Here is a 23,202-nt window from a genome sequence, read left to right on the forward strand (position 1 = left end):
TCGCCGCGCACCCCGCTCCGTCGCATCGCCTGTTTATTGCGCCGTCTTCACCTTGGTCCAGACCCGATCGAGCTGGCGCACGCCGGGGCCGAGATCTTCGAAGATCTGCAACTTCTGCATGGTCTCCGGCGGCGGATTGATTCCCTTGCTATTCTTGATCTGCTCGGGGGTCAATTGCCGCGCAGGCACGTTGGCCGTGCCGTTCGTCTGCTGCTCGATGTTGAGTGCAGCCACTTCGGGGCGCGTGTAGAACTGCATGAACTTGACGGCGTTCTCCTTGTTCGGCGCGGTCTTCAGGACGCAGATATCCTCCTGGTACATCGTCGCGCCTTCCTCCGGGATCACGTAGCCGAGATCCTTCGGATTGCCGAAGACGTCGACCATCGAGCCGACGAAGAAGTGGCCGGCCGCCACATCACCGGCCGCCACCATCGGACGAGTGTCGTAGGTGAAGGCGGCGACTTCGGGCTTCATGGCGATGATCGTATCGGCTGCCTGCTGCAGTTCCGCCGGATCGGTGGAGTTGACCTTGTGGCCGTTGAGGATGAGGCCGACCGACAGCACCTCGCGCATGTCGTCGAGCAGCGTGAACTTCAGGCCCTTGGCCTTCACCGTCTCGATCAGGTCGCGCCAGCCGGTTACGTCCTTGCCGAGCAGCGTGCGGTTATAGAGGATGCCGACCGTGCCGAAGGCATAGGGCAGGCAATATTCGCCCTTCGGGTCGCTCTTGGCGCGAAGGAACGTCGGGTCGATGTTCTTGAAGCCCTCGTAAGTGTTGATGTCGGTCTTTTCCAGCAGGTCGAGCTTGGCCATGATGTCCTGCATGTGCACCGACGGGAAGACGATATCATAGCCCGTGGCGCCGCCCTGGATCTTCGCCAGCATTTCCTCGTTGGAGGAATAGGTCGAGAGGTTGACCTTGATCTTCGTCTCCTCCTCGAACTTCTTCAGCACGGCCGGATTGATGTATTCGCCCCAGTTGTAGATGTTGAGCTCGGCCGCTTGCGCCGTGCCGAAAAGGGCCGTCAGCGTCGCCAGGGAAAGTGCCACTGTGCGTGCACGGGTCACGAAAGCTCTCCTGCCTCCGCGGGTCGTCCCGTTTGTCATCGTCATCGATATTCTCCTCTGATGGTTCTGGCCGGACGGCCTGGCACGGCCTTTGGCGGCCGCTTCCGGATCGCGGCTTCTCGTGGCCGTTGACTCCGATAGGCAAATGGTATCCATATATCGAAAACGCACAAGCGTTATTTGCATAACATTTTGGGGAACAGAAGTATGCAGAATTCCATCGTCCGGCTGGTGGAGGCGAGCAAGGCCTTTACCACTCCGGAAGGCGGCACCGTGACCGCTCTCGACCGTATAGATCTCGATGTCCGCCGCAATGAGTTCCTGACCTTGCTCGGCCCATCCGGTTGCGGCAAGACCACGCTACTGCAGGCGATCAGCGGCTTCGTCGAACTCGACGGCGGCTCGATCCTGATCGACGGCGAAGACATGACTGAGCGGCCGCCCTACCGTCGCCCGGTCAACACCGTCTTCCAGAACTACGCGCTGTTTCCGCATATGACGGTCGGCGAAAACGTCGCCTATTCGCTGGAGGTTGCAGGCGTTGCCAAACCGCAGCGTCGGGAGAAGGTCGCCTCCGCCCTGAAGATGGTCGGGCTCGAAGGCATGGAAGCACGCAAGCCGCGCCAGCTCTCCGGCGGCCAGCAGCAGCGCGTGGCGCTCGCCCGCGCGATCATCGCCCGGCCAAAGCTGCTTCTGCTCGACGAACCGCTGTCGGCGCTCGACAAGAACCTGCGCCAGGCCATGCAGATCGAGCTCAAGACGTTGCAGAACGAGCTCGGCATCTCCTTCATCTTCGTCACCCACGATCAGCAGGAAGCGTTGACGATGTCGGATCGCGTCGCGGTGCTTTCAGGCGGGCGCATCCAGCAGCTCGATACGCCGCGCGCCATCTACGACCATCCGGTCAACACCTTCGTCGCCACCTTCATCGGTGCCAGCAATCTCTTCGAAGGCAGGCTCGACGGCGACCGGCTGATGACGGCTGACGGCATGGCGATCCGCCACCGGCCCTGCGAGCGGAAAATCTCGACAGAGGCGACGGCGCTGATCCGGCCGGAACAGTTCTTCCTTGCCGAGGACAACGCCCCCTTCCCGACGATCGACGTCGATCTCGACCAGATCGTCTTCGTCGGCTCCACCTTCGAGCTGTTCGGCCGCACCGCCGAGGGCCGCAAGGTCGTTGCCGAGATCCCGGCCAACCGCCGCAATCTCGTCGGCACGGTCGAGCAGACCCGCAAGGCGCGGCTTGCCTACGACCCGGCGGCCGTGCACCTGATCGGCGCAAACACGGGGGCTGCGTAAGATGACGATCGCCAGTCGCCGCCGCTTCCAGCTTGCACTCCTGCTCGGGCCGGTCTCGGCCTTTCTCGCCGTTTTCTTCCTCGGGCCGCTTGCGATCATGATCGTGACCAGTTTCCTCGCGCCCGGCCTTTATGGCGGGGTGGAGTGGACCTTCTACCCGCATAATTTCGGCCGCATTCTCGGCTTTGCCGATCCGATGTTCGAGGAGTTCGATCCGATCTACATCGCGATCTTCCTACGCTCGATCGAGATCGCCGCCCTCACGGTGCTCGCAACGCTCCTCGTCTGCTACCCCGCCGCCTTCTGCATCGCCCGGCTCTCCGAGCGCTGGAAGAATTTCTGCCTGTTCCTGATCACGCTGCCCTTCTTCACCAGCCTGATCGTGCGGCTCTTCGTCTGGGTGCTGATCCTGCGCCAGACCGGTCTCGTCAACGAGGTGCTTCTATCCACGGGCGTGATCGAACGGCCGCTCGACCTGATCTACACCCAGGGCGCGATCATCCTCGGCATGACCTATGTGTTCATTCCCTTCATGTTCATGCCCGTCTATGCGAGCGTCGAAAAGCTCGACTGGACGCTGGTGCGCGCCTCGCTCGATCTCGGTGCCGGCCCCGTGCGCACCTTCTGGCGCGTCATCCTGCCCCTGACCGCACCCGGCATCGCCGGCGGCGCCGTCATCGTCTTCATCCCGGCGCTCGGTAACTTCGTCGTGCCGGCGGTGCTTGGCGGCGCTAAGGTGATGATGTTCGGCAACCTCATCGAGCAGCAGTTTCTCGCCGCCCGCAACTGGCCCTTCGGTGCGGCGCTGGCGATGATGGTGATGAGCGTAATGCTGATCATGATGATCGCCCACGTGGTCATCTCCGGTCGGCGCAATGCTGCCGCCGCGGCACTGGCACGGTGAGGCGCACATGAAGATCGCTCGATCCCTTTTTGCCGGCGGCCTGCTTGCCTACACCGGCTTGTTCTTCGCCTTCATCTATATCCCGCTCGTGGTCATCGCCGTCTATTCGTTCAATGCCAATCCGGTGAACATGATGACCTGGACCGGCTTCACCACCGAATGGTACGCTCAGGTTCTCGGCTTCAAGACCAAGGTCTCCGAAAGCGCGCTCTACATCGAATCAACCGGGCAGTTGCTTCAGGCGGTGTGGAACAGCCTCGTCATCGCCGCCTCGACCACCGCGATTGCGACCGTCTTCGGCACGGCGATCGCGATTGCCCTCTATCGCTTCGAATTCGTCGGCCAGCGCTTCTATCGGGTGGTGATGTTCATGCCGATGCTGATGCCGGATATCGTGCTCGGCATCGCGCTGCTGATCTTCTTCGTCAATTCCGGCATCAAGCTCGGCCTGACGACGATCATCATCGGCCAGTGCACGTTCCTGATCTCCTACGTCTTCATCGTCGTTTCGGCCCGCCTTGCCGGCATGGACCGGACGCTGGAACACGCGTCCGCCGATCTCGGAGCCAACGAATGGATGACCTTTCGCCGGGTGGTGCTGCCACAGCTCTTTCCGGCGATCGTCGGCGGAGCGCTGCTCGCCTTCATCATCTCGATGGACGATCTCGTCATCACCTACTTCATCGCCGGCGTCGACGTCACCACGCTGCCGATGTTCATCTTCTCCATGCTTCGGCGCGGCATCAAACCGGAGATCAACGCCATCGCGGTGATGATGCTGACCTTCTCCTTCGTCGTCGCCTCGCTCGGCCTTTACCTTCGCTCCCGGCAGAAATGATCATGAACCACAAAACCTCTACGCCCCCCAGCGCCCGCGCTCGCGATATCGGCCTGCCCTTTTCCGGCCGCACCGGCCGCTTCAATGCCATCACCGATGTCGAAGGCATCGCCGTCGGCTTCCGCACCATCGAGGAACAGACGCCGCGGCCGGGCCGAAAGCGTCCGGTGCGCACCGGCGTCACCGCCATCCTGCCGCATGCCGGATCGGAAACGCCGGTCCCGGTTTATGCCGGCGTGCACCGCTTCAACGGCAATGGCGAGATGACCGGAACGCACTGGATCGAGGACGGCGGTTTCTTCCTCGGCCCCGTGATGATCACCAATACCCACGCGGTCGGCATGACGCATCACGCCACCATAAAGTGGATGCTGGAACGCTACCGCACGACCTACGACACCGATGATTTCCTCTGGCTGATGCCTGTCGTCGCCGAGACCTATGACGGCGTTTTGAACGACATCAACGGCCAGCCTATCACCGAGGCCGATGTACACGCCGCACTCGACGCCGCCACGTCCGGGCCCGTCCAGGAGGGCAATTGCGGCGGCGGCACCGGCATGATCGCCTATGGCTTCAAGGGCGGCACGGGTACGGCTTCCCGCGTTGTCGAGTTCGGCGGCCGCGACTACACGATCGGCACGCTGGTGCAGGCCAATCACGGCCAGCGCGACTGGCTGACGATCCGCGGCGTCCCGGTCGGCGAGCACATGCGCGACGGCACGCCGCAAAGCCAGATGCAGGAGCGCGGCTCGATCATCGTGGTGATCGCGACCGACCTGCCGATGGCGCCGCATCAGTTGAAGCGTCTGGCGCGCCGCGCGGCGATCGGCATCGGCCGCAACGGCACGCCCGGCGGCAACAATTCCGGCGACATCTTCCTCGCTTTCTCGACCGCCAACACCCAGCCGATGGCGCACAAGGCGCCGCCGCGCCTGTCGCTCGAAATCGTCAACGACGAATTGCTCGATCCTGTCTACCTCGCGACCGTGGACAGCGTCGAGGAGGCGGTGGTGAACGCGATGATCGCGGCCGAAGATTCCGGCGGAACCGCCCATGATCGCTTCAAGATCCAGGCGATCCGGCACGAACCGCTGATGGAGCTGATGCGGGCTTATGGCCGATAACCGGCAGCCCGAGACGCGACTGCTGGAGCCGGACTTAGCCGGCTCCTGTTGAGCCCACGCGCGCCCGGCGCCAGTCGCGCGGCGCCTCGCCGACCCGCAGGCGGAAGAAGCGCGAGAAGTAGGCAGCATCGGCAAACCCGATCTCGTAGGCAATGTCTTCGAGCGGCCGCACGGTGAAGAGCAGCAGGCGCTTGGCTTCGAGCAATCGACGCTCGTTGATCAACTCCTTGACCTGCATGCCGAAGGCGTCCCTGCTCGCCTTGGCAAGCAGGTGCGGGGTGGTGGCGAGCGCATCGGTGTAATGCCCGACGCTCCAGTTCTCACGGAACCGCACGTCGATGAGCCGGCGCAATTCCGTTGCCAACATCGCCTGCGTCGGCTGGGCGGTGTCCGGCGTGGCCGCCGCCAGCCGGGCGATCTGGGTCAGCACCGCAGTAACCAGAGACGCCAGCATCCGCTGGGTGCCGGGAGCACCACCGGCATATTCGTCGGCGACGATATCGAGCAGTTCGGCTAGGCGGCGCCAATGCCGATCTTCACCGTCGCCGCGGATCATCGTCGGCCTATCGAGCGCCAGCGTCGTGTTCTCGCGGATCGAGAGCAGCGCGCCGTCGGCGACCGAAACGACGACCGCATCGCTGGTCTCCGGGTCGACCGAAAACCCGTGCACGATCCCGCTCGGCACGAAGCTGACCGCGGGTGCCAAAAAGTCCAATGGCTTGTCGTCGATGAAGTAGGTTCCCCCGCCGCTCAGCCAGTAGGTGATCTGCCCCATCTGGTCGTGTTTGTGCGCCTTCACCTGGCCCTGATGCAGGTTCTGCCGTGCCATCACCGTCTCGACGTGGAAGAACCCGGGCTCGAGCTGTTGCTCCGGTTCGCCGTAGACGAAGAAACTTGGAATGCTGCGGCTCATGCTCCACCCGAAAAAGTCCAAGTCATTTTGCCATTCTGTCCATGGCGGCTGACGATTTCAACGCCTAGCCTTGACGAAACTCAAGGGAGGAGAACATGAGAGCAGAGGATTTCCGCGCCGACCGGACGCGGCCCTTCACCGGCGCCGAATATCTGGAGAGCCTGCGCGACGGCCGCGAGGTCTATATCAACGGCGAGCGCGTGCACGACGTCACCAGTCATCCTGCCATGCGCAATTCCGCCCGGTCGCTGGCACGGCTCTACGACGCGCTGCACGATCCGGCGAAGAAAGACATTCTGACGTCACCGACCGACACCGGTTCCGGTGGCTACACCCACAAATATTTCCGCGTCGCCCGCTCCTCCACCGACCTTTCGGCACAGCAGGGCGCGATCGCCGAATGGGCGCGCATGTCCTATGGCTGGATGGGCCGCACCGCCGATTACAAGGCGGCGCTGATGAACACGCTCGGCGCCAATGCCAACTGGTACGGCCCCTTCAAGGACAATGCACTTGCCTGGCATAAACGCGCCCAGGAAGCCGCACTGTTCATGAACCACGCGATCGTCAATCCGCCGATCGACCGCCACAAACCGGCGGATGCGGTCAAGGACGTGTTCGTCCACATCACCAAGGAAACGGATGCAGGCATCTACGTCTCCGGCGCCAAGGTGGTAGCGACGTCCTCGGCGTTGACGCACTATAATTTCCTGGCGCAAAGCTCGGCGACAGTGACGGAGGATCCCTCGCTCTCGGTGATGTTCATCGTCCCGATGAATGCGCCGGGCATCAAGATGTTCTGCCGCGTCTCCTACGAGCAGACGGCCAACACGGTCGGCCATCCCTTCGACTACCCGCTGTCGTCGCGCTTCGACGAGAATGACGCGATCCTGGTGCTCGACAACGTCTTCGTGCCCTGGGAGGACGTGCTGGTCCTGCGCGATGCTGCCAAGATCCTCTCCTTCCACCCGGCCTCCGGCTTCATGCATGGCTACTGCTTCCAGGGCTGCACCCGCTTTGCGGTGAAGCTCGATTTCCTCGCCGGCCTGCTCGCCAAGGCTTTGAGGGCGACCGGCGGCGATGCGTTCCGTGGCAACCAGGCGGCACTTGGCGAGGTCATCGCGCTCCGTCACATGTTCTGGAGCTTCTCTAACGCGATGGCGCACAATCCCATCCCCTGGGCCGACGGCGCCGTGCTTCCCAATCTGGAGGCCGCCCTTTCCTATCGCACCTTCATGTCGGAGGCCTATCCGCGCGTCGTCGAGACGATCCGTAGGGTGATCGCGTCTGGCCTGATCTACCTGCCGTCTTCGGCGCGTGATTTCGGCAATCCCGAGATCGATCGTTACCTGGCGCAATATGTGCGCGGCTCCAACGACATGGGCCATATCGAACGCATCAAGATCATGAAGCTGCTCTGGGATGCGACCGGCACCGAATTCGGCGGGCGCCACGCGCTCTACGAGCTCAACTACGCCGGCGCTCCCGAAGAGGTGCGGCTGCAGGTGCTGAAAGGCGCCGAGCGCGGCGGGCGGCTGAAGGAAATGGAAGCCCTCGTCGACCAGTGCATGGCCGACTATGACGAGAACGGCTGGACCGGCAACACCTGGCTGCCGCCGCTCGACGACAACGCCACCCTTCGCAGCGCAGCCGAGTGAGGCCGGCCATGGAACCGTTCGTCTCGAAGACCGAGTTTCGCAACGCCATGGCGCGGGTCTGCGCGCCGGTCAACGTCATCACCACAAACGGACCCGCCGGACGCGGCGGGTTCACCGCCACCGCCATGTGCTCGGTGACCGACGAGCCGCCGACGCTGCTCGTCTGCATGAACCGCAACTCCACGCAGTGCGGCTTGTTCATCGACAACCGCCGCTTCTGCGTCAATGTGCTGAGCCACGATCACCGGGACCTCGCCGGCCACTTCGCCGGCGCGACGCAGGATATGGCCGCCCGCTATGCGGCGGCCGACTGGGTGGAGATGCACTCCGGAAGTCTTGCGGTCAAGGACGCGATCGTCTCGCTCGACTGCGAACTGGCGGAGGCGCGGCTCCTGGGAACCCACCATATCCTGATCGGCCGGGTCATCGGCATCCGCTCGCGCAGCGATGGCAATGCGCTGCTCTATTTCGACCGCAACTACGTGCACGTGCCGACGCAGCTCGGAAGTTTCGGCGGCTAGGCACCGACGCGACACCGCGGTTCGGGTGCCAACACGGCATCTTTCGCCATAGAGCCGACGCAATCCACATCCAGTTGCTCTTCAGCGCCTTTTGTTTTTTCCCTGAAACGCGTCTATTGCCAGGCGCGGAATGAGAAAGGAAAACGGAATGGTGATTGCTGGGCCAGCCGGACGTCCGACGATGGACGCGAAAGGCAGGGAATTCGATCGCTTGGCCGCCCTTGGACATCTCGATATCCTCGACACGCCCAGGGATGAAGGCCTTGAACGCGTCGTACGGCTGATCAAACAGGTCTTCGACATCGATATCGGCATCGTCTCCTTGGTCGATGCGCATCGCCAATGGTACAAGGCCTGCTCCGGGCTTTCGGCCGACGAAGTTCCGCGTGAAGACACCTTCTGCCGATATGTCGTGGCCTCAGAAGAGCCTCTCGTCGTGCACGACGCCACCAAGGACGCGCGCTTTTCGCAGCACCCGGCCGTGGCCGGCCCCGAACATATCCGGTTCTATGCAGGCGTCCCGCTGAAGACGCGGGGCGGGCATACGATCGGGACTGTGTGTGCGATCGACCGCACGCCGCGACTGTTTACTGAGACGGATCTTGCGATCCTGACCGAGCTTGCGGGCGTGGCGATGGACCGGATCGATCTGCTCCGCTCGGCCGCGACCGACGGGTTGACCGGGACGCTGACGCGGCGCGCCTTCCGCGAGGAAGCGGACAAGCTGATCTCGCTTGCCGTGCGGCACCAGCATGATCTGTCCTGCATCGTCCTCGATGTCGACCACTTCAAGCGGGTGAACGACACCCACGGGCATGCGGCCGGAGACGAGGTCCTGAAGGCCGTCGCCTCCATCTGCCAGTCCAATCTGCGGGCAAGCGACCTCTTTGGGCGGCTCGGCGGCGAGGAATTCGCGATCATGCTGCCGCATGTCGACGCGACTGGCGCACTGGCCGCGGCGGAAAAGCTGCGGGCAGCGATCGCCGCCCAGACGATCCACGGCGACTTCGGCCAACTGGCGGTAACCGCGAGCTTCGGCACCGCCGCCCTTTCGACCAAGAGCAGGGATGGCGCCACGCTGCTCGCCCAGGCGGATGCGGCGATGTATCTGGCCAAGGCCGGAGGACGAAACCGCTGCGTCGAATGGAGCAGTCTCGAAGCCGGCTATCCGCTCGGCCCGCGCCAGCGCGTACTGAAGGCCGGCACCATCCTCTTCGATGACAGGCATTCGCGGATCGACTGCACCATCCGGTCGCTGGGCGCCGATGGCGCCGCAGTTACGGTTTCGAACTCCGCCGGCATACCGCCCGAACTCGTCCTGGTCGTTGCCGGTGATGGTTTCGAAACCAAGTGCCAGGTGGTGGCGCGGGACCGGCAGAACCTCGAACTCGCTTTCGGATAGGCCTGTCCGCCTGTGCGCATAGATCGCGACATGACGAAGGGGCGCCGGTTGGGCGCCCCTTCTCGCGTTATTGCGGGATGCTATTCCGCGGCAGCCTCCAGGCCCTTTGGCGACGGCGCAGGCTTGCCCTGGAACTTCTTGAACAGGAAGAAGTAGAGCTTGATGTACTGACCGACGAGAATGGCGTTCAGGATCGTACCTTCGCGGATGAACTTGACCTCGGCGAGGAAGAGCAGGCCGATACAGGCGGAGAGCACCAGCAGCGTGCAGTCGAAGCCGGTCTTGATGTTGCCCCACTTCCAGCCGGTGCGCTTGAAGATCGTGTTGACGAACATGTCGATCGGCATCAGCACCAGATTGGCGCGGATCATCAGGAACAGGCCGAAGGCGAGCGCCGCATCGGCGAAGACCAGCAAAGCCACCCGGACTGGATAGGCTTCGAGCTTGATGAACTCGGTGATGCCCAGGTTGAAATCCAGGAAGACCGCCAGCACGAAAGCCGGGATCAGCGACGCGAAGTTCTTGAGCTTGAAGTCCTTGGGCAGGACCAGATAGGTCAGGAACAACATGATCAGTTCGAGCATGAAGTTGTAGGTGCCCTGGCTGAAGGGCGGGTAGACCAGCGTCATGGTTCTGGTCAGGCTGCTCTGGGGTGAAATGCCGATGCCGGCCCTGATCGCCAGGCTGACGCCGAAGGTCAGCACATAGATGCCGACGACATACATGATCCAGCGCCGGGTCAGACTGCCGGTATCGACGATTTCGGCTTCCGCCGCATTGTGTGCCATTGTTTCCTCCCTCGGAATATTCTGGGCTTTTTTTGCCCGCTGCCCATCCCCCCTCAGAGATGAGCTTTTGAACGTCTGGCCTCCCCACTCGTCGCGGGGGCCAGACCACTTTCATGACCGGCGGGTGCCGAAGCACCCATCGGTTCTTCTGAATTGGCTCCTATGCCATGAAGCGGAAGCGGTGCAACGAGATGAACAGGCTGAGCAGCTTGTTGACCACCGGTTCGCCTTCGTTGCGGTTGCCGAGAGCTTCGAGCGCTGCGTCGATCGCCGCGGCGCTGGCCGTCAGTTCCTCGACGCTCATGTTTGCCATGACGCCATAGATCTCGAGCGGCATGACGGCCTTCTCCACCTTCTCCTCGGTGACGATGCAGGCGCCGGCATGGGTATCGACCCGCTTGAGGCAATGGCACATTTCAGCGCTGTCCTGACCGACGACGACAAAATAGGGCTTCGGCGCCGGCCAGAAGGTGGCGACCGCGCCGCGCTCGAGAGAGACGCCCTTGAACAGGCCGTTGACGACGTGACGCTTGCCATCGGCATAACGCTGGACGACCGACAGCCGGCTCAGCTTCACACCGTCATGTTCGGCGACGACCTTGCCGTCCTTCAGCGGCACCCAGATCTCCTGGTAGAACTTCGCGTGGCCGCGACCGTAGACGTCGAAGAGATAGACCTTCGCACGCGTCCCGTCTTCCGACACCTCGAGCGGCACGATGTCGAGCTGTTCCGGCGTCAGATCGGCAAGGCCCTTAACGCCGTCCTTGCACATGCCGGAATAGTCGATCTCGGCATTCTTCAGCAGCTTGCGGTCCTTTGCGACCAGTTCGCCATCCTTGAAGACGTAGAGCGGGTTGATCTTCGACAGGCTGTCCGTCAGGACGATGTCGGCGAAGCGGCCGGGCGTCAGCGAACCGATCCTGTCTTCCATGTGGAACGAGCGGGCGGTGTTGTAGGTTGCCATCTTGATCGCGTGGATCGGGTTGATGCCCATCTCTGCACAAAGCGAGATGATCCAATCCATGTGGCCCATCGTCAGCAGTCGCTCGATCGAGATGTTGTCGGTGCAGAGCATGAAGTTGTCGGTCGGCCATTTGCGGTCGACGATGGCGCGCAAGAGCACCTTGATCACCTCGCTGCTGCCGACCCCGAACTTGATATGCGTCGGAAAACCGTAGCGGATGCTCTTTTCGATGTCCTTCTCGTTCCAGACGTCGTGATTGTTGGAAACGCCGATCGCCGGCAGGTAGTTGAGGACCATGTCGGAGAGCGCGGTGACACCCCAGTGGCCGTTCATGAAGCCGCCCTTGGCGCGAACCCAGGCCGCCTTGCGGAAATCGTCGTCGTTGCCGGAACTGTAGGTGAAATGCTCGAATTCCCCGAGGCCGATCACCGGCTCCATCTTGAGCACCGCTTCCGTCACGGATGCTGCCGTCTTTTTGCCCGGCGCGAAAGCATAGAGCCGGTAGGGCAGTTGATCGTAGTCCTTGAAGAGTTTCTCGGCGGCTTCGATGCCTTCCTTGCCGGCAGCGCTCAAGAGATCCAGGCATTCGGCATAGATCGTCGTCGTGCCGCAGGGCACCATCGCCTCGGCGAGTGCTGTCGGATGCGCGAGCTGGGATTCGAAATGGATATGCGCGTCGATCAGGCCGGGGATCGCGTAAAGACCCTTGCCGTCGAAAACCGCCTTAACCTTCAAGACGGTCTCGTCCGGATTGAGCGCAACGATGCGCTTGTCATAGACGAGAATGGATCCCTGGTAGACGGTCTCGCCATGGACATCGAGAATGTTCAGGTTCTTCAGGAGAAGATCCGCTTCCCTCTCGCCGTTCAGGATATCGAAGATGGCGCGCACCTTTTCGTAATGCGCGGCTTCAGTCTGGTTCACGAATAATCCTCCACTTTCATAGTCGTCGGCGCCTGCCGATAACCCGCTATTCTCAGCGGGTGCGGTGCCGGCAGCGCGCCCCTCGCCAACCATAAGAAGTCATTGCACCGCTTCCGAAAAGCAGTATTTTCTGCTCATACCGTTCGCTTTTCGAGAACGCTTGTGAGGGAAGGCCATGCTGCATTCACGCGTACTGCGCTACATCGACGAGGTGGCGCGCTCAGGCTCGATCCGCGGGGCGAGCGAGCGGCTGAACGTCGCTGCCTCGGCCATCAACAAGCACGTGCTGCAGCTTGAGGAGGACATCGGCGAACCGCTGTTCGAGCGGCTGCCGCGGGGCCTGCGGCTGACGCCCGCCGGCGAAATCCTTGTTGCGCATGTGCGCCGGACGATGAAGGAATACAGCCAGGTCGAGGCCGAGATCCGCGATATCAAGGCGCTGCAGAGCGGCGAGGTGATCATCGCCACGATGAACGGCCTTGCGGGCGGCATCGTGCCGAAGGTGGCGGCAAACTTCGGCGCACGCCATCCACGCCTCAAAATCACGATCCGGGTGATGTTTGCCCGCGAGATCGTTCAGGCGGTGGCCGATGGCGAGGCCGATCTCGGCTTTGCCTTCAGTCTCCCGCTGACGCCGCAGGTCGAGACACTCTGGAAGATGGACACCCGCCTCGGCGCGGTCGTTGCTCCGGAACACCCGCTCGCCGGCATGGAATCATTGCCGCTGGCCTACTGCCAGCCCTACCCGCTGATCTTTGCCGACAAGTCGATGCAGATCCACGGCATCGTCGCCGACGCTTTTGCTGAGGCCGGTCTGACGGTCGAGCCAAGCTATCTCACCAATTCCATCGAGGCCATGAAGTTTCTCGCCGCGGCCGGCGACAGCATCGCCTTCCTCAGCAAGTTCGACATTACCGAGGAACAGCGAAACGGCGTGCTGACCTACCTGCAGATCCGCGACCGGACTTTTGCAAAGAACGTGCTTTCGCTGGTGCAGCGGGAAAGGCGCGGCCACGGCCTCGCCGCCGCGATGTTTGCCGAGGAAATCATCCGAGCTTTGCGGGCGACGGTGGAATAGCCGGCTACCCAGCCCAACGCCGACGCGGTTTCTCGTCCCGGGTCAGAGTTGAATCCAGGCCGTTTTCAGATCGGTGTATTTGTCGAGCGCGTGCAGCGACTTGTCGTGACCGTTGCCGGACTGTCTGACACCGCCGAGCGGCACCGTATTGTCGGCACCGCCATAGGTGTTGACGTGCACCACACCGGCACGGATGCCGCGCACCATGCGGTGCGCGCGCGACAGGTTTGCCGTCCAGACAGCGGAGGCGAGGCCATAGTCGGTCGCGTTCGCGATCCGGAGCGCGTCCGTCTCGTCGTCGAATGGAATTACCGCGAGCACGGGGCCGAAGACCTCTTCCTTCGCCAACTTCATTTCGGGCCCGACGTCGAAGACGGTCGGCTGCATATAACAGCCGCCGGTCTCCTCAAGGATGCGCTTGCCGCCAGTGCGCAGGCGCGCGCCTTCCCCTTCGGCCTCGCGGACGAATTCGAGGTTCTTCTGAAGCTGCGCCTCGCTGGAGATGGCGCCGGCCTCGGTCGACAGAAGCAGCGGGTCGCCGACCTTCAGGCCTGCCGCGATCGCCGCCACCTTTGCCGAGAAGGCTTCGTGGATGGAGCGCTCGACCAGCAGCCTGGAGCCTGCCACACAGACCTGGCCGGAATTGCGGAAGATGCCATAGGCAGAGATGCGCGCGGCCTGATCGAGGTCCGGCGCGTCGGCAAAGACGACGTTCGGCGACTTGCCGCCGAGTTCGAGGTAGACACGCTTCAGGTTCGAGCGCGCGGAGTATTCGAGCAGCCGGCGGCCGACGCCGCCAGAACCGGTGAATGCGAGAACATCGATATCGCCATGCAGCCCGATCGCTTCGCCCGTCGTCGCGCCGCGGCCGGTGACGACATTCAACACGCCTTCGGGCAAACCGGCCTCGGCGCAGATCTCAGCGAGCCTCAGCAGGCTGAGCGATGCGCCCTCGGCAGGCTTCAGCACGACGGAATTGCCGGCGGCGAGCGCCGGCGCGATCTTCCAGGCGCCGATCATCAGCGGGAAATTCCAGGGAACGATCGCGGCGACGACACCGACCGGCTCGCGATGAATGAGGCCGAGGATGTTGTCGGCCGTCGGCGCGATCTCGCCATAGACCTTGTCGAGCGCCTCGGCATAGTAGCGGAATGTGCCGGCAGCACTGCCGGACTCCGCCTTCAGCGCCATCGAGATTTCGGTGCCGTTGTCGCGCACGCCGAGAACGGCCAGTTCCAGCGCGTGCGCCTCGATGATCTCGGCAATGCGTGTCAGAACCTTTTTGCGTTGCGCCGGGGCAGCCTTCGACCAGCTTCCCTTCTCGAAAGCGGCGCGCGCCGCGCGAACCGCCGCATCGACATCACCGGCTGCCGCATCGGCAATCGTCGTCAGATGCCGACCGTCGATCGGCGAGACGACCTCGAGCGTCTCGCCCAAGAGGCTCTCCTGCCAACGGCCGCCGATGAACAATTTTTGAGCCGCGACGGGCAGGTTGCGCAATTGATCGATCTTGTCCTGCATGGTGTCCTGTCCCGTTTGTTGCAGGCATGGCGGCGAGCCGCCATGCCCAAAAGCGATGCTCCCGAGAGATCAGATCTCCTGGCCGGCGCCCAGGCGGGCGAACTCGATCGGGTTGCCCGATTTCAGCGATGCCGCCAGGAAGAGCCCGATGACCCCGAAGATCACGACGAGCCCCGGCAGGAAGACGGCGAGCATGCCGGTGGCGCCGGCGAGATCGCCGAAATTGGCCGCGATCGCGATGATGACGGCAACGAGGATCAAGCCGGTGATAACAGGAATGACCTTGGTGACCAGCGGGTTCGTTTCAAGCCCGGGATTGCGGCCAAAGAAGGCGACGATGGCAAAGGCGGTGAAGGCCATCAGCGTCATGACGGCGAGCGTGCCGACATTGGTGAGCCACGAGAAGAGCGCCAGCACCGGGTCCTGTCCCGTCGCTGCAAAGAGCGCGACGACGAGGACGGCAATGACGGTCTGGATCAGCGAGCCGACATGCGGGCTGTGGTAGACCGGATGCGTGACGCCGATCGAGGCAGGCAGCAGGCGTTCGCGGCCGGCGACGTAGAGGTAGCGGGCGACACCGTTGTGGAACGCCAGCACGCCGGCAAAGAGGCTGGTGACGAAGAGCACGTTCATCAACGGCGGCAGCCAGCCACCGGCATAACGTTCGGCGAGGCCGAAGAGGAAGGTGGTCGGATCGGCAAGGCCCTGCAGTTCGGGCACCAGCTTGTCCGCGCCGGCGGCGTTCACCATCAGCCAGGATGTGAACATGTAGAAAATGCCAATGATCAGCACGGAGATATAGGTCGCGCGCGGTACGGTCTTTTCCGGATCGCGGGCCTCTTCGCTATAGATCGTCGTCGCCTCGAAGCCGATGAAGGCGGCGAAGCAGAAGAGAATGCCGATCGAAGGCGAGCCGGAGAGGATGGCCGAGGGGGTGAACGAGACCGTGCCCAAGCCGCCGTCACCACCCTTGGCGAGGATCGCGACATCGATGACGAGCACGACGAGATATTCGAGGATGACGAGGACGGTCAGCACCTTGGCCGAAAGGTCGACGCGGCGATAGCCGAGAATGCCGACAGCTGCGATGCCGACGAAGGTCCAGACCCACCAGGGGAAATCGATCCCCAGGCCGGCGAAGAGCCCCGCCGTCGCCGCGCCGAAGAGGCCGAAGACCCCGATCTGCATGGCGTTATAGGCGAGGATCGCGATCATCGCGGCGGCACCGCCCATCAGCCCGCCGAGGCCTTGGGCCGTATAGGCGTAAAAGGCACCGGCGTTGCGGATGTGCCGCGCCATCGCGACATAGCCGACCGAGAACAGAAGCAGGATCAGTGTGACGATCAGGAAGGTGCCGGGAATGCCGGCGCCGTTTCCAAGCATCATCGACAATGGAACGCCGCCGGCAACCGCGGTCAGCGGTGCGGCGGCGGAAACGACGAGAAAGGTGACGGCGCCGACGCCAAGGGCGTTCTTGCGCAATTGGTTCGCCCCGGTCACGGGCGTGGGTGAATTGGTCATGGTCTTGGCTCCCCTTGCTGGCGCGAACGCCTTTTCGCCTCCGGTCCTTCTCTCCGGCGGCTGCTCCCTGAAGCGGACTTGAGGCGCGGGGCTTGCTTTTTGTCTTTGCCGCGCAAGTCTTTCGGTTCATTATTTGAACCTCAGCTTCAAATATAGACTTGCAAATTGCATCTGGCCCTGTCAAGTTATTTCGCATGTTAAGTATCTCGACCCAAAACGACCGGGAGAGCGGGTCTACCGCTCCTTAGGAGGGAACAGGCGAGAGGACTGACGGGGCGCTCGACAACGGAGGAATGGATGAGCACCATCGGTAAGGCCCTGACTTTGCTCGACGCGATCTCGCGCCTGGAGAAGGAGGCGGGCTTGAGCGACATCGCCCGCCACTGCGGGCTCGACAAGGCGACGGCCAGGCGCTTCCTTGTCGAACTGGAAAAGCACGGCTTCGTCGAGCAGGACATGGAAACGCGGCGCTATCGCCTCGGCGGCGCGCCGGTGCGGCTTGCTCGCATCCGCGAGGCGCGTTTTCCTTATCTGAGCGTCGCGACGCCTTTTGCGCGGGAACTCGCAGGCCTTGCGGGCGAGACCGTTCACCTCTCCGAATACGCAGCCGGCCGCCTCTCAACCATCCATGTGGAAGACTCGCAACGCGCCCATCGCGTTATCGTCGATGTCGGCAGCATCCTGCCCTTCCACGCGACCGCATCCGGTCTCGGCTTTCTCGCTTTCTGCCCGCAGAAGGACATCGACGCGGCGCTTTCGGCGCCGCTTCAAGCCTTTACCGACCACACGCTGACCGACCCGGCGGCGCTGCGCCAGACACTCGGCGAGACGCTCCGGCGCGGCTACTCGATCTGCCATCACGGGCTCGAAACCGGCGTCGTCAGCGTCGCCGCCCCGATCCGTGCGCCCGGCAGCACGCCGGTTGGCGCGATCGCGATCGCCGCTCCCGCGACACGGGCCGACAAGGAGACGGTGGAACAGATGGGCCGTGCCGCGATGGCAACGGCCAGACGCATTTCCGAAAGACTTTTCGGGTTGGAGCAGGTTGCTGCCGATCCGCTGGCAAGGAGGGCCGGCTGATGAATGCAATGAACCGTCTCCCCAATATCCTGGTCGTGGGTACGGGAGACACCAAATGCGACGAACTCCAGTTCATGGCGTCCGTCATCCGCGAAGCCGGCGGATTGCCTGTGATGATGGATGTCAGCATTCTCGGCGACCCGCCATACCAGCCGGAATACTCGCGCCACGACATCGCCGAAGCGGCCGGTGTCACGATCGCCGCGATCGCATCCAGCGGCGACGAACACAGCGCCATGGCGCTGATGGCGGAAGGTGCTTCCGCCCTCACCCGCTCGCTCTATCAGGCTGGCCAGGCCGATGGTGTCATCATCCTCGGCGGCTCCATGGGCACCGATCTCGCGCTCGATGTTGCCGCTGCCCTGCCGCTCGGCGTGCCGAAATTCATCGTCTCGACGATTGCCTATTCGCACTTGCTTCCGCCGGAGCGCATCGCCCCCGACCTGATGATGATCCTCTGGGCCGGCGGTCTCTACGGTCTCAACGGCATCTGCCGTTCCGTTCTTTCGCAGGCCTGCGGCGCGGTCGTCGGTGCGGCCCGTTTCGGTACAAAGCCGGACGGATCGCGGCCGCTGATCGGCATGACCTCGCTCGGGTCGAGCTGCCTCAAATACATGAAATACCTGAAGCCCGAGCTCGAACGTCGCGGCTATGACGTCGCGGTCTTCCATTCGACCGGCATGGGCGGGCGCGCCTTCGAGGCCATTGCCGCCGAGAAGGGCTTCACGGTCGTCTTCGACTTCTGCATCCAGGAGGTCAGCAACCATCACCACGGCACGGTTGTCACCTCCGGCCCGGACCGGCTGGAGAATGCCGGGCGCGCCGGCATACCGCAGATCATCGCACCCGGCGCCGTCGACATGGTTGACCTGCCGGCCTGGCAACCCGTTCCCGAAGCTTTCGCCGACCGTCCCTATCATGCCCATAACCGGCTGCTCGGCTCGGTGACGACCTCAGCCGAAGGGCGGCGCGAGATCGCCCGCGTCATCGGCGGCAAACTTGCCGGCACCGGTGCCGAAGTCGCCTTCATCCTGCCGCTGAAGGGCATCCAGGAATGGGACCAGCCGGACGAGCCGCTGCATGAGCCGGAAGCGCTCGACGCCTTCATCGACGAAATGCGCCGGTCCATTCCACCAAGTGTCGCACTGCACGAGGTCGACAGCCACATCAACGCGCCGGAATTTTCGAAGGCAGCACTGGCGATCTTCGACGACTGGGTGGCGCGCGGCATCGTGCCCGAGGGCCGTCCATGATGGAGAGCATGGCCGAAAAGGCATTGATCCTCGACTTTGGCGGCGTCGTCACCCGTACGCTGTTCGAAACACACGACGTCACCGAACGCACACTCGGCCTTGCGCCGGGCACGCTCACCTGGCGCGGGCCGTTCGACCCCGCGACCGATCCGCTCTGGGCCGCCATGCAGCGGCGCGAGATAACAGAACGGGACTACTGGACGACACGCACCCGCGAGGTCGGACAACTGCTCGGTGAAGACTGGAGCGACATGAAGACTTTCGTGCAGCGTGCGCGCGGGGCGGAGCCGGAACTCGTGCTCCGACCGGAGGCACGCGACGCGATCCTCGCCGCCCATGGGGCCGGCATCCGGCTCGCCATCCTCTCCAACGAGCTCGACCTTTTCTATGGCGTCGCCTTCCGAGAGCGCTTTCCCCTGATCGAGCTCTTCGAGACGATCGTCGACGCCACCTACACCAACATCCTGAAACCCGACCCGCGCGCCTACGAGCTGGTGCTGAGCCAGCTCAATTTGCCGCGCGAGGCCTGTGTCTTCGTGGATGACCAGTCGAAGAACATCGAGGGTGCGCAGGCCGTCGGCCTGCCTCACGTCCATTTCGATGTCACCCGGCCCGCGGAAAGCTATGCCAAAGCACTTCGGATGCTTGGCCTTGAACTGACAGGAGCATGACCATGCGCGAAACCAACTTCCTCATCGAGAACAACGCCCGCCACCTCTGGCATCCTATGGCGCATCCGGCCGAGATGCAGGCAACACCGCCGCGCATCATCAATGCCGGCGAAGGCGTCGAGATCATCGACATCCACGGCAAGAAGGTGCTCGATGCCGTCGGCGGCCTCTGGAACGTCAATCTCGGCTATTCCTGCGAACCGGTGAAGGAAGCGATCCGCCGCCAGCTCGACGACCTGCCCTACTATTCGACCTTCCGCGGCACCACCAATTCGCCGCTGATCGAGCTTTCCTACGAGCTCGCCGAATGGTTCCGCGAGGATGGCCTCACCCGGTCCTTCTTCACCTCGGGCGGTTCGGACTCGGTCGAGACCTGCCTGCGTCTCGCCCGCCAGTACCACAAGCTCAACGGCCAGCCGGAGCGCACCAAGTTCGTGGCGCTGAAGAAGGGCTATCACGGCACCCATTTCGGCGGCGCCTCGGTCAATGGCAATGCCAATTTCCGTCGCAACTACGAGCCGCTGCTTCCGGGCGTTTTCCATCTGCCGGCGCCCTACACCTACCGCAACCCGTTCGACACGACCGACGGTGCGGTCATCGCCAAGTCCATTGCCCGGCTCTTCGAAGACGAGATCGCCTTCCAGGGAGCCGACACGATCGCGGCACTGATCATGGAACCGGTGCTCGGCGCTGGCGGTGTGATCGTTCCGCACGAGACCTTCATGCCGCTGATGCGCGAGATCTGCGACCGGCACGGTATCCTGCTGATTGCCGACGAAGTGATCACTGCCTTCGGCCGCACCGGCGCCTGGACAGGCTCGCGTCTTTGGGGCGTGAAGCCGGACTTCATGTCGACCGCCAAGGCGATCACCAACGGCTACTATCCGTTCGGCGCAGTCATGATCGCCGACAAGGTCGCGCAAGTGTTCGAAAGCAACAAGACAGCCGCCGGATCGATCGGCCACGGCTATACCTACTCCGGCCATCCGGTCGGCGCCGCGGCAGCGCTCGCAACGCTGAAGGAGACACGCAAGCAGAACGTGGCCGCGAATGCCGGCGCGCGCGGCGAGGAGCTAATGGCCGGTCTTCAAGCACTCAAGGATCGGCACGAACTGGTTGGCGATGTGCGCGGCAGGGGACTGATGTGTGCGCTCGAACTGGTTTCCGATCGCGACAGGAAGACCGGTGCCGCCAAGGACGTCGTGCAGAAGGTGCAGGACGTGACCTATGACGCCGGCGTGATGGTGCGGACCTCGGGCGCCAACGTCATCCTCTCGCCGCCGCTGATTATCACCGCGAACGACGTTGCCCGCATTCTGACGGCTCTCGATGCCGGCCTCACCGCCGCGAGAGGATAGGACATGACCGACAATCGGGACCTGATCGCGCGCCGCGAGCGGCTGCTCGGGCGCAACATGTCGCTGTTCTACGAGGAGCCGGTGCATCTGGTGCGTGGCGAAGGTGTCTGGCTCTATGACGCCGACGGCCGCCGTTACCTCGACTGCTACAACAACGTGCCGCATGTCGGTCATTGCCATCCGCGGGTCACCGAGGCGATCGCAAGGCAGGCGTCGATCCTCAACACCCACACCCGCTATCTGCATGAAGGCATCCTCGACTATGTCGAACGGCTGACCGCCACCTTCGATAGAAGCCTCGACACGGCGATCCTCACCTGTACCGGTAGCGAGGCGAACGACGTGGCGCTGCGCATGGCTCAAGCCGTGACCGGCAAGACCGGGGTCATCGCCACCGACCATACCTATCATGGCAACACCTCGGCCGTGTCGCAGCTTTCGACCCGCATGCCGCCGGTCGGCGGTTTCGGCGGCCATGTCCGCCACGTGCCGGCACCCGACAGCTACCGGCCGCTCGGTGGCGAGCCGGGCGCGGCCTTTGCCGCGGCGTTTACCGCCAAGGTGGAGGAGGCGATCGCCTCGCTGCAGGAAAGCCCTTTCGGCTTCTCGGCGCTGATCATCGATCCCTTCTTCGCCAATGAGGGCTTTCCGGGGTTGCCATCGGGATTTCTCGAAGGCGCGGTTGCCGCCGTCAGAAAGGCCGGCGGTCTTGTGATTGCCGACGAGGTTCAGCCGGGCTTCGGCCGCACCGGCGGGCATATGTGGGGGCACCAGAAAGCAGGATTCGTGCCGGACATCGTCACGCTTGGAAAACCGATGGGCAATGGCCACCCGATCGGCGGCGTGGTTGCGGGCGCACAGACGCTCAACGCCTTCCGCAAAGCGTTTCGCTACTTCAACACCTTCGGCGGCAACCCGGTATCCTGTGCCGCGGCCATGGCGGTGCTGGACGTGATCGAAGACGAAAAGCTGATCGACAATGCCGCAGACGTCGGTGCTTACGCCAAGGCGGGCCTAACGCGACTTGCGGACAAACACGGGGTGATCGGCGACATCAGGGGCAGCGGCCTGTTTTTCGGCGCAGAACTCGTCACCGACCGCGGAGCCAAAACGCCGGCCAGCGATCTCGCGACCCGAGTAATCAACGGCATGCGCGACCGCGGCATCCTGATGGGCAAGCTCGGCATCCATCAATGCACGACGAAGATCCGGCCACCGATGCCCTTCACGCGCGACAACGCCGACTTCATGCTGTCGACGCTCGACGACGTGGTTTCGGGTCTGTGAGCCGACGATGGCCGCCGACCTGCCTCCGTACTTTCGCGCCGCGCTCGACAGGCGCGCGTGCCAGGCGCTTACGCACTGGGGTGTCGCCGACCAACGGCCGGAACTTCTGAAATACCGCGAAAACGCGGTGTTTCGCGTCCGCCTCGCGGATGGCCGCCTGGCGGCACTGCGGCTGCACCGTGCCGGCTATCACGGCGAGGATGCGCTCCGCTCGGAACTGCAATTGATGTCAGCACTCGGCGATGGCGGTCTTGCTGTGCCGCAGCCGATCGCGGCAGTGGACGGGCGGTTGCTTGTCGCTCTACCGGAAGATGGAGCGTTTGCCGCGCAGCACGCCGATGTCATCGGCTGGATGGACGGCGAACCATTGGGCGAAAGCGGCAAAGCGCTGGCCCTTCCGCCGGAAAGGCTCGGCACGATCTTTGCCGCACTCGGCGCATCGATGGCCCGAATGCACGACATTGCCGACCGCTGGGCGCCCCCTGCGGAGTTCTGGCGTCCAGTCTGGGATGCGGACGGCCTGCTTGGCGAGCGACCGCTTTGGGGAAGGTTCTGGGACTGCGACGGCCTGTCTTCGGCGCAGGCCTCAGCGCTTTCGGCATTGCGCCATGATCTCCGGCGGCACTTGGCAACGCTGCCAACTCCGGCTCAGGATTTTGGATTGATCCATGCGGATCTTGTTCGGGAAAACGTTCTGGTCGCCGAGAACGCCGTGACCTTCATCGATTTCGATGATGCCGGCCGTGGCTTTCGCCTGTTCGACATCGCCACCGCTCTGTTGAAGAACCGCCGCGAGCCGGCATACGAGGCGATCCAATCCGCGCTGATCTCAGGCTATCGCAGCCGGCGTGCCCTGCCGGACGAAGCGCTCTCCCACCTGCCGCTTTTTCTCGTGCTTCGCAGCCTCACCTATATCGGCTGGTTTGCCGCACGACCGGAATTGCCGGGCGCCCGCGAGCGCGTCCGGCGCTACGCCGACGAGACGCTGGCGCTTGCCGAAGAACTGGCTTTCCGGTGATCCGGG

General features: G+C 63.4%; 20 protein-coding genes. 14 read left to right on the forward strand and 6 right to left on the reverse strand.

What is annotated here, in order from left to right:
• Positions 1–33: 33 nt before the first annotated feature.
• The gene (locus OKW20_RS09515) at positions 34–1,068 is read right to left on the reverse strand and encodes a polyamine ABC transporter substrate-binding protein (RefSeq protein WP_429171752.1); all 1,035 of its coding nucleotides are present in this window, start codon (positions 1,066–1,068) and stop codon (positions 34–36) included.
• Between the two features lie 207 nt (positions 1,069–1,275).
• Here OKW20_RS09515 and OKW20_RS09520 point away from each other — a divergent pair, with 207 nt between their 5' ends.
• From OKW20_RS09520 to OKW20_RS09535, 4 genes are read left to right on the forward strand one after another with little or no spacing between them, the layout of a single operon-like run.
• Positions 1,276–2,370 (forward strand): ABC transporter ATP-binding protein, encoded by a 1,095-nt coding sequence (locus OKW20_RS09520; protein ID WP_429171753.1) that lies wholly within the window; start codon positions 1,276–1,278, stop codon positions 2,368–2,370.
• 1 nt (position 2,371) lies between these two features.
• A complete protein-coding gene (locus OKW20_RS09525) occupies positions 2,372–3,274 on the forward strand; it encodes an ABC transporter permease (RefSeq protein WP_429171755.1) in 903 nt (300 codons plus the stop codon).
• 7 nt (positions 3,275–3,281) lie between these two features.
• Positions 3,282–4,112, forward strand: coding sequence for an ABC transporter permease (locus OKW20_RS09530; protein WP_429118745.1), 831 nt, complete (start codon positions 3,282–3,284; stop codon positions 4,110–4,112).
• Between the two features lie 2 nt (positions 4,113–4,114).
• Positions 4,115–5,239 carry a P1 family peptidase gene (locus OKW20_RS09535; protein ID WP_429171757.1) on the forward strand — a complete coding sequence of 375 codons (1,125 nt, stop codon included), beginning with the start codon at positions 4,115–4,117 and terminating at the stop codon, positions 5,237–5,239.
• Positions 5,240–5,273: 34 nt separating this feature from the next.
• Here OKW20_RS09535 and OKW20_RS09540 read toward each other — a convergent pair whose 3' ends face one another.
• The gene (locus tag OKW20_RS09540) at positions 5,274–6,152 is read right to left on the reverse strand and encodes a helix-turn-helix domain-containing protein (RefSeq protein ID WP_429171758.1); all 879 of its coding nucleotides are present in this window, start codon (positions 6,150–6,152) and stop codon (positions 5,274–5,276) included.
• A gap of 95 nt (positions 6,153–6,247) precedes the next feature.
• Between OKW20_RS09540 and OKW20_RS09545 the strand changes: the two genes are divergently transcribed.
• From OKW20_RS09545 to OKW20_RS09555, 3 genes are all read left to right on the forward strand, one after another.
• Positions 6,248–7,810, forward strand: coding sequence for a 4-hydroxyphenylacetate 3-hydroxylase N-terminal domain-containing protein (locus tag OKW20_RS09545; protein ID WP_429171760.1), 1,563 nt, complete (start codon positions 6,248–6,250; stop codon positions 7,808–7,810).
• 8 nt (positions 7,811–7,818) lie between these two features.
• Complete coding sequence (locus tag OKW20_RS09550) at positions 7,819–8,331, forward strand: flavin reductase (RefSeq protein ID WP_429171762.1); 513 nt, start codon at positions 7,819–7,821, stop codon at positions 8,329–8,331.
• 148 nt (positions 8,332–8,479) lie between these two features.
• A complete protein-coding gene (locus tag OKW20_RS09555; RefSeq protein WP_429171765.1) occupies positions 8,480–9,733 on the forward strand; it encodes a diguanylate cyclase in 1,254 nt (417 codons plus the stop codon).
• A gap of 80 nt (positions 9,734–9,813) precedes the next feature.
• Here the strand turns inward: OKW20_RS09555 and OKW20_RS09560 are convergent, their stop codons facing one another.
• Complete coding sequence (locus OKW20_RS09560) at positions 9,814–10,521, reverse strand: YczE/YyaS/YitT family protein (protein WP_043614046.1); 708 nt, start codon at positions 10,519–10,521, stop codon at positions 9,814–9,816.
• A 160-nt stretch (positions 10,522–10,681) separates the two neighbouring features.
• Positions 10,682–12,409 (reverse strand): amidohydrolase family protein, encoded by a 1,728-nt coding sequence (locus OKW20_RS09565; protein WP_429171767.1) that lies wholly within the window; start codon positions 12,407–12,409, stop codon positions 10,682–10,684.
• Positions 12,410–12,584: 175 nt separating this feature from the next.
• Between OKW20_RS09565 and OKW20_RS09570 the strand changes: the two genes are divergently transcribed.
• Positions 12,585–13,487 carry a LysR family transcriptional regulator gene (locus OKW20_RS09570; protein WP_429171769.1) on the forward strand — a complete coding sequence of 301 codons (903 nt, stop codon included), beginning with the start codon at positions 12,585–12,587 and terminating at the stop codon, positions 13,485–13,487.
• 42 nt (positions 13,488–13,529) lie between these two features.
• On the opposite strand, the gene OKW20_RS09575 is transcribed toward OKW20_RS09570, so the two are convergent.
• Both OKW20_RS09575 and OKW20_RS09580 read right to left on the reverse strand, forming a co-directional pair.
• Positions 13,530–15,008, reverse strand: a complete 1,479-nt coding sequence (locus OKW20_RS09575) for an aldehyde dehydrogenase (RefSeq protein WP_429171770.1) — start codon at positions 15,006–15,008, stop codon at positions 13,530–13,532.
• Between the two features lie 69 nt (positions 15,009–15,077).
• A complete protein-coding gene (locus tag OKW20_RS09580) occupies positions 15,078–16,529 on the reverse strand; it encodes an APC family permease (RefSeq protein ID WP_429171772.1) in 1,452 nt (483 codons plus the stop codon).
• A 297-nt stretch (positions 16,530–16,826) separates the two neighbouring features.
• Between OKW20_RS09580 and OKW20_RS09585 the strand changes: the two genes are divergently transcribed.
• Genes OKW20_RS09585 through OKW20_RS09610 form a run of 6 tightly spaced genes read left to right on the forward strand, consistent with a single transcriptional unit; the run spans position 16,827 to position 23,196 of the window.
• Positions 16,827–17,609, forward strand: a complete 783-nt coding sequence (locus OKW20_RS09585) for an IclR family transcriptional regulator (RefSeq protein ID WP_429171774.1) — start codon at positions 16,827–16,829, stop codon at positions 17,607–17,609.
• Complete coding sequence (locus OKW20_RS09590; protein WP_429171776.1) at positions 17,609–18,862, forward strand: Tm-1-like ATP-binding domain-containing protein; 1,254 nt, start codon at positions 17,609–17,611, stop codon at positions 18,860–18,862. The genes OKW20_RS09585 and OKW20_RS09590 overlap by 1 nt, the downstream gene beginning before the upstream one ends.
• Positions 18,862–19,533: an HAD family hydrolase gene (locus tag OKW20_RS09595; protein WP_429172319.1), complete on the forward strand. Its 672-nt coding sequence runs from the start codon at positions 18,862–18,864 to the stop codon at positions 19,531–19,533. The genes OKW20_RS09590 and OKW20_RS09595 overlap by 1 nt, the downstream gene beginning before the upstream one ends.
• Before the next feature lie 2 nt (positions 19,534–19,535).
• Positions 19,536–20,891, forward strand: a complete 1,356-nt coding sequence (locus OKW20_RS09600) for an aspartate aminotransferase family protein (protein ID WP_429171778.1) — start codon at positions 19,536–19,538, stop codon at positions 20,889–20,891.
• A 3-nt stretch (positions 20,892–20,894) separates the two neighbouring features.
• Complete coding sequence (locus tag OKW20_RS09605; RefSeq protein WP_429171780.1) at positions 20,895–22,178, forward strand: aspartate aminotransferase family protein; 1,284 nt, start codon at positions 20,895–20,897, stop codon at positions 22,176–22,178.
• 7 nt (positions 22,179–22,185) lie between these two features.
• The gene (locus tag OKW20_RS09610; RefSeq protein ID WP_429171782.1) at positions 22,186–23,196 is read left to right on the forward strand and encodes a phosphotransferase; all 1,011 of its coding nucleotides are present in this window, start codon (positions 22,186–22,188) and stop codon (positions 23,194–23,196) included.
• Positions 23,197–23,202 lie beyond the last annotated feature (6 nt).

This window comes from Ensifer sp. LBL (assembly GCF_050435225.1).
Taxonomy (GTDB): Bacteria; Pseudomonadota; Alphaproteobacteria; order Rhizobiales; family Rhizobiaceae; genus Ensifer.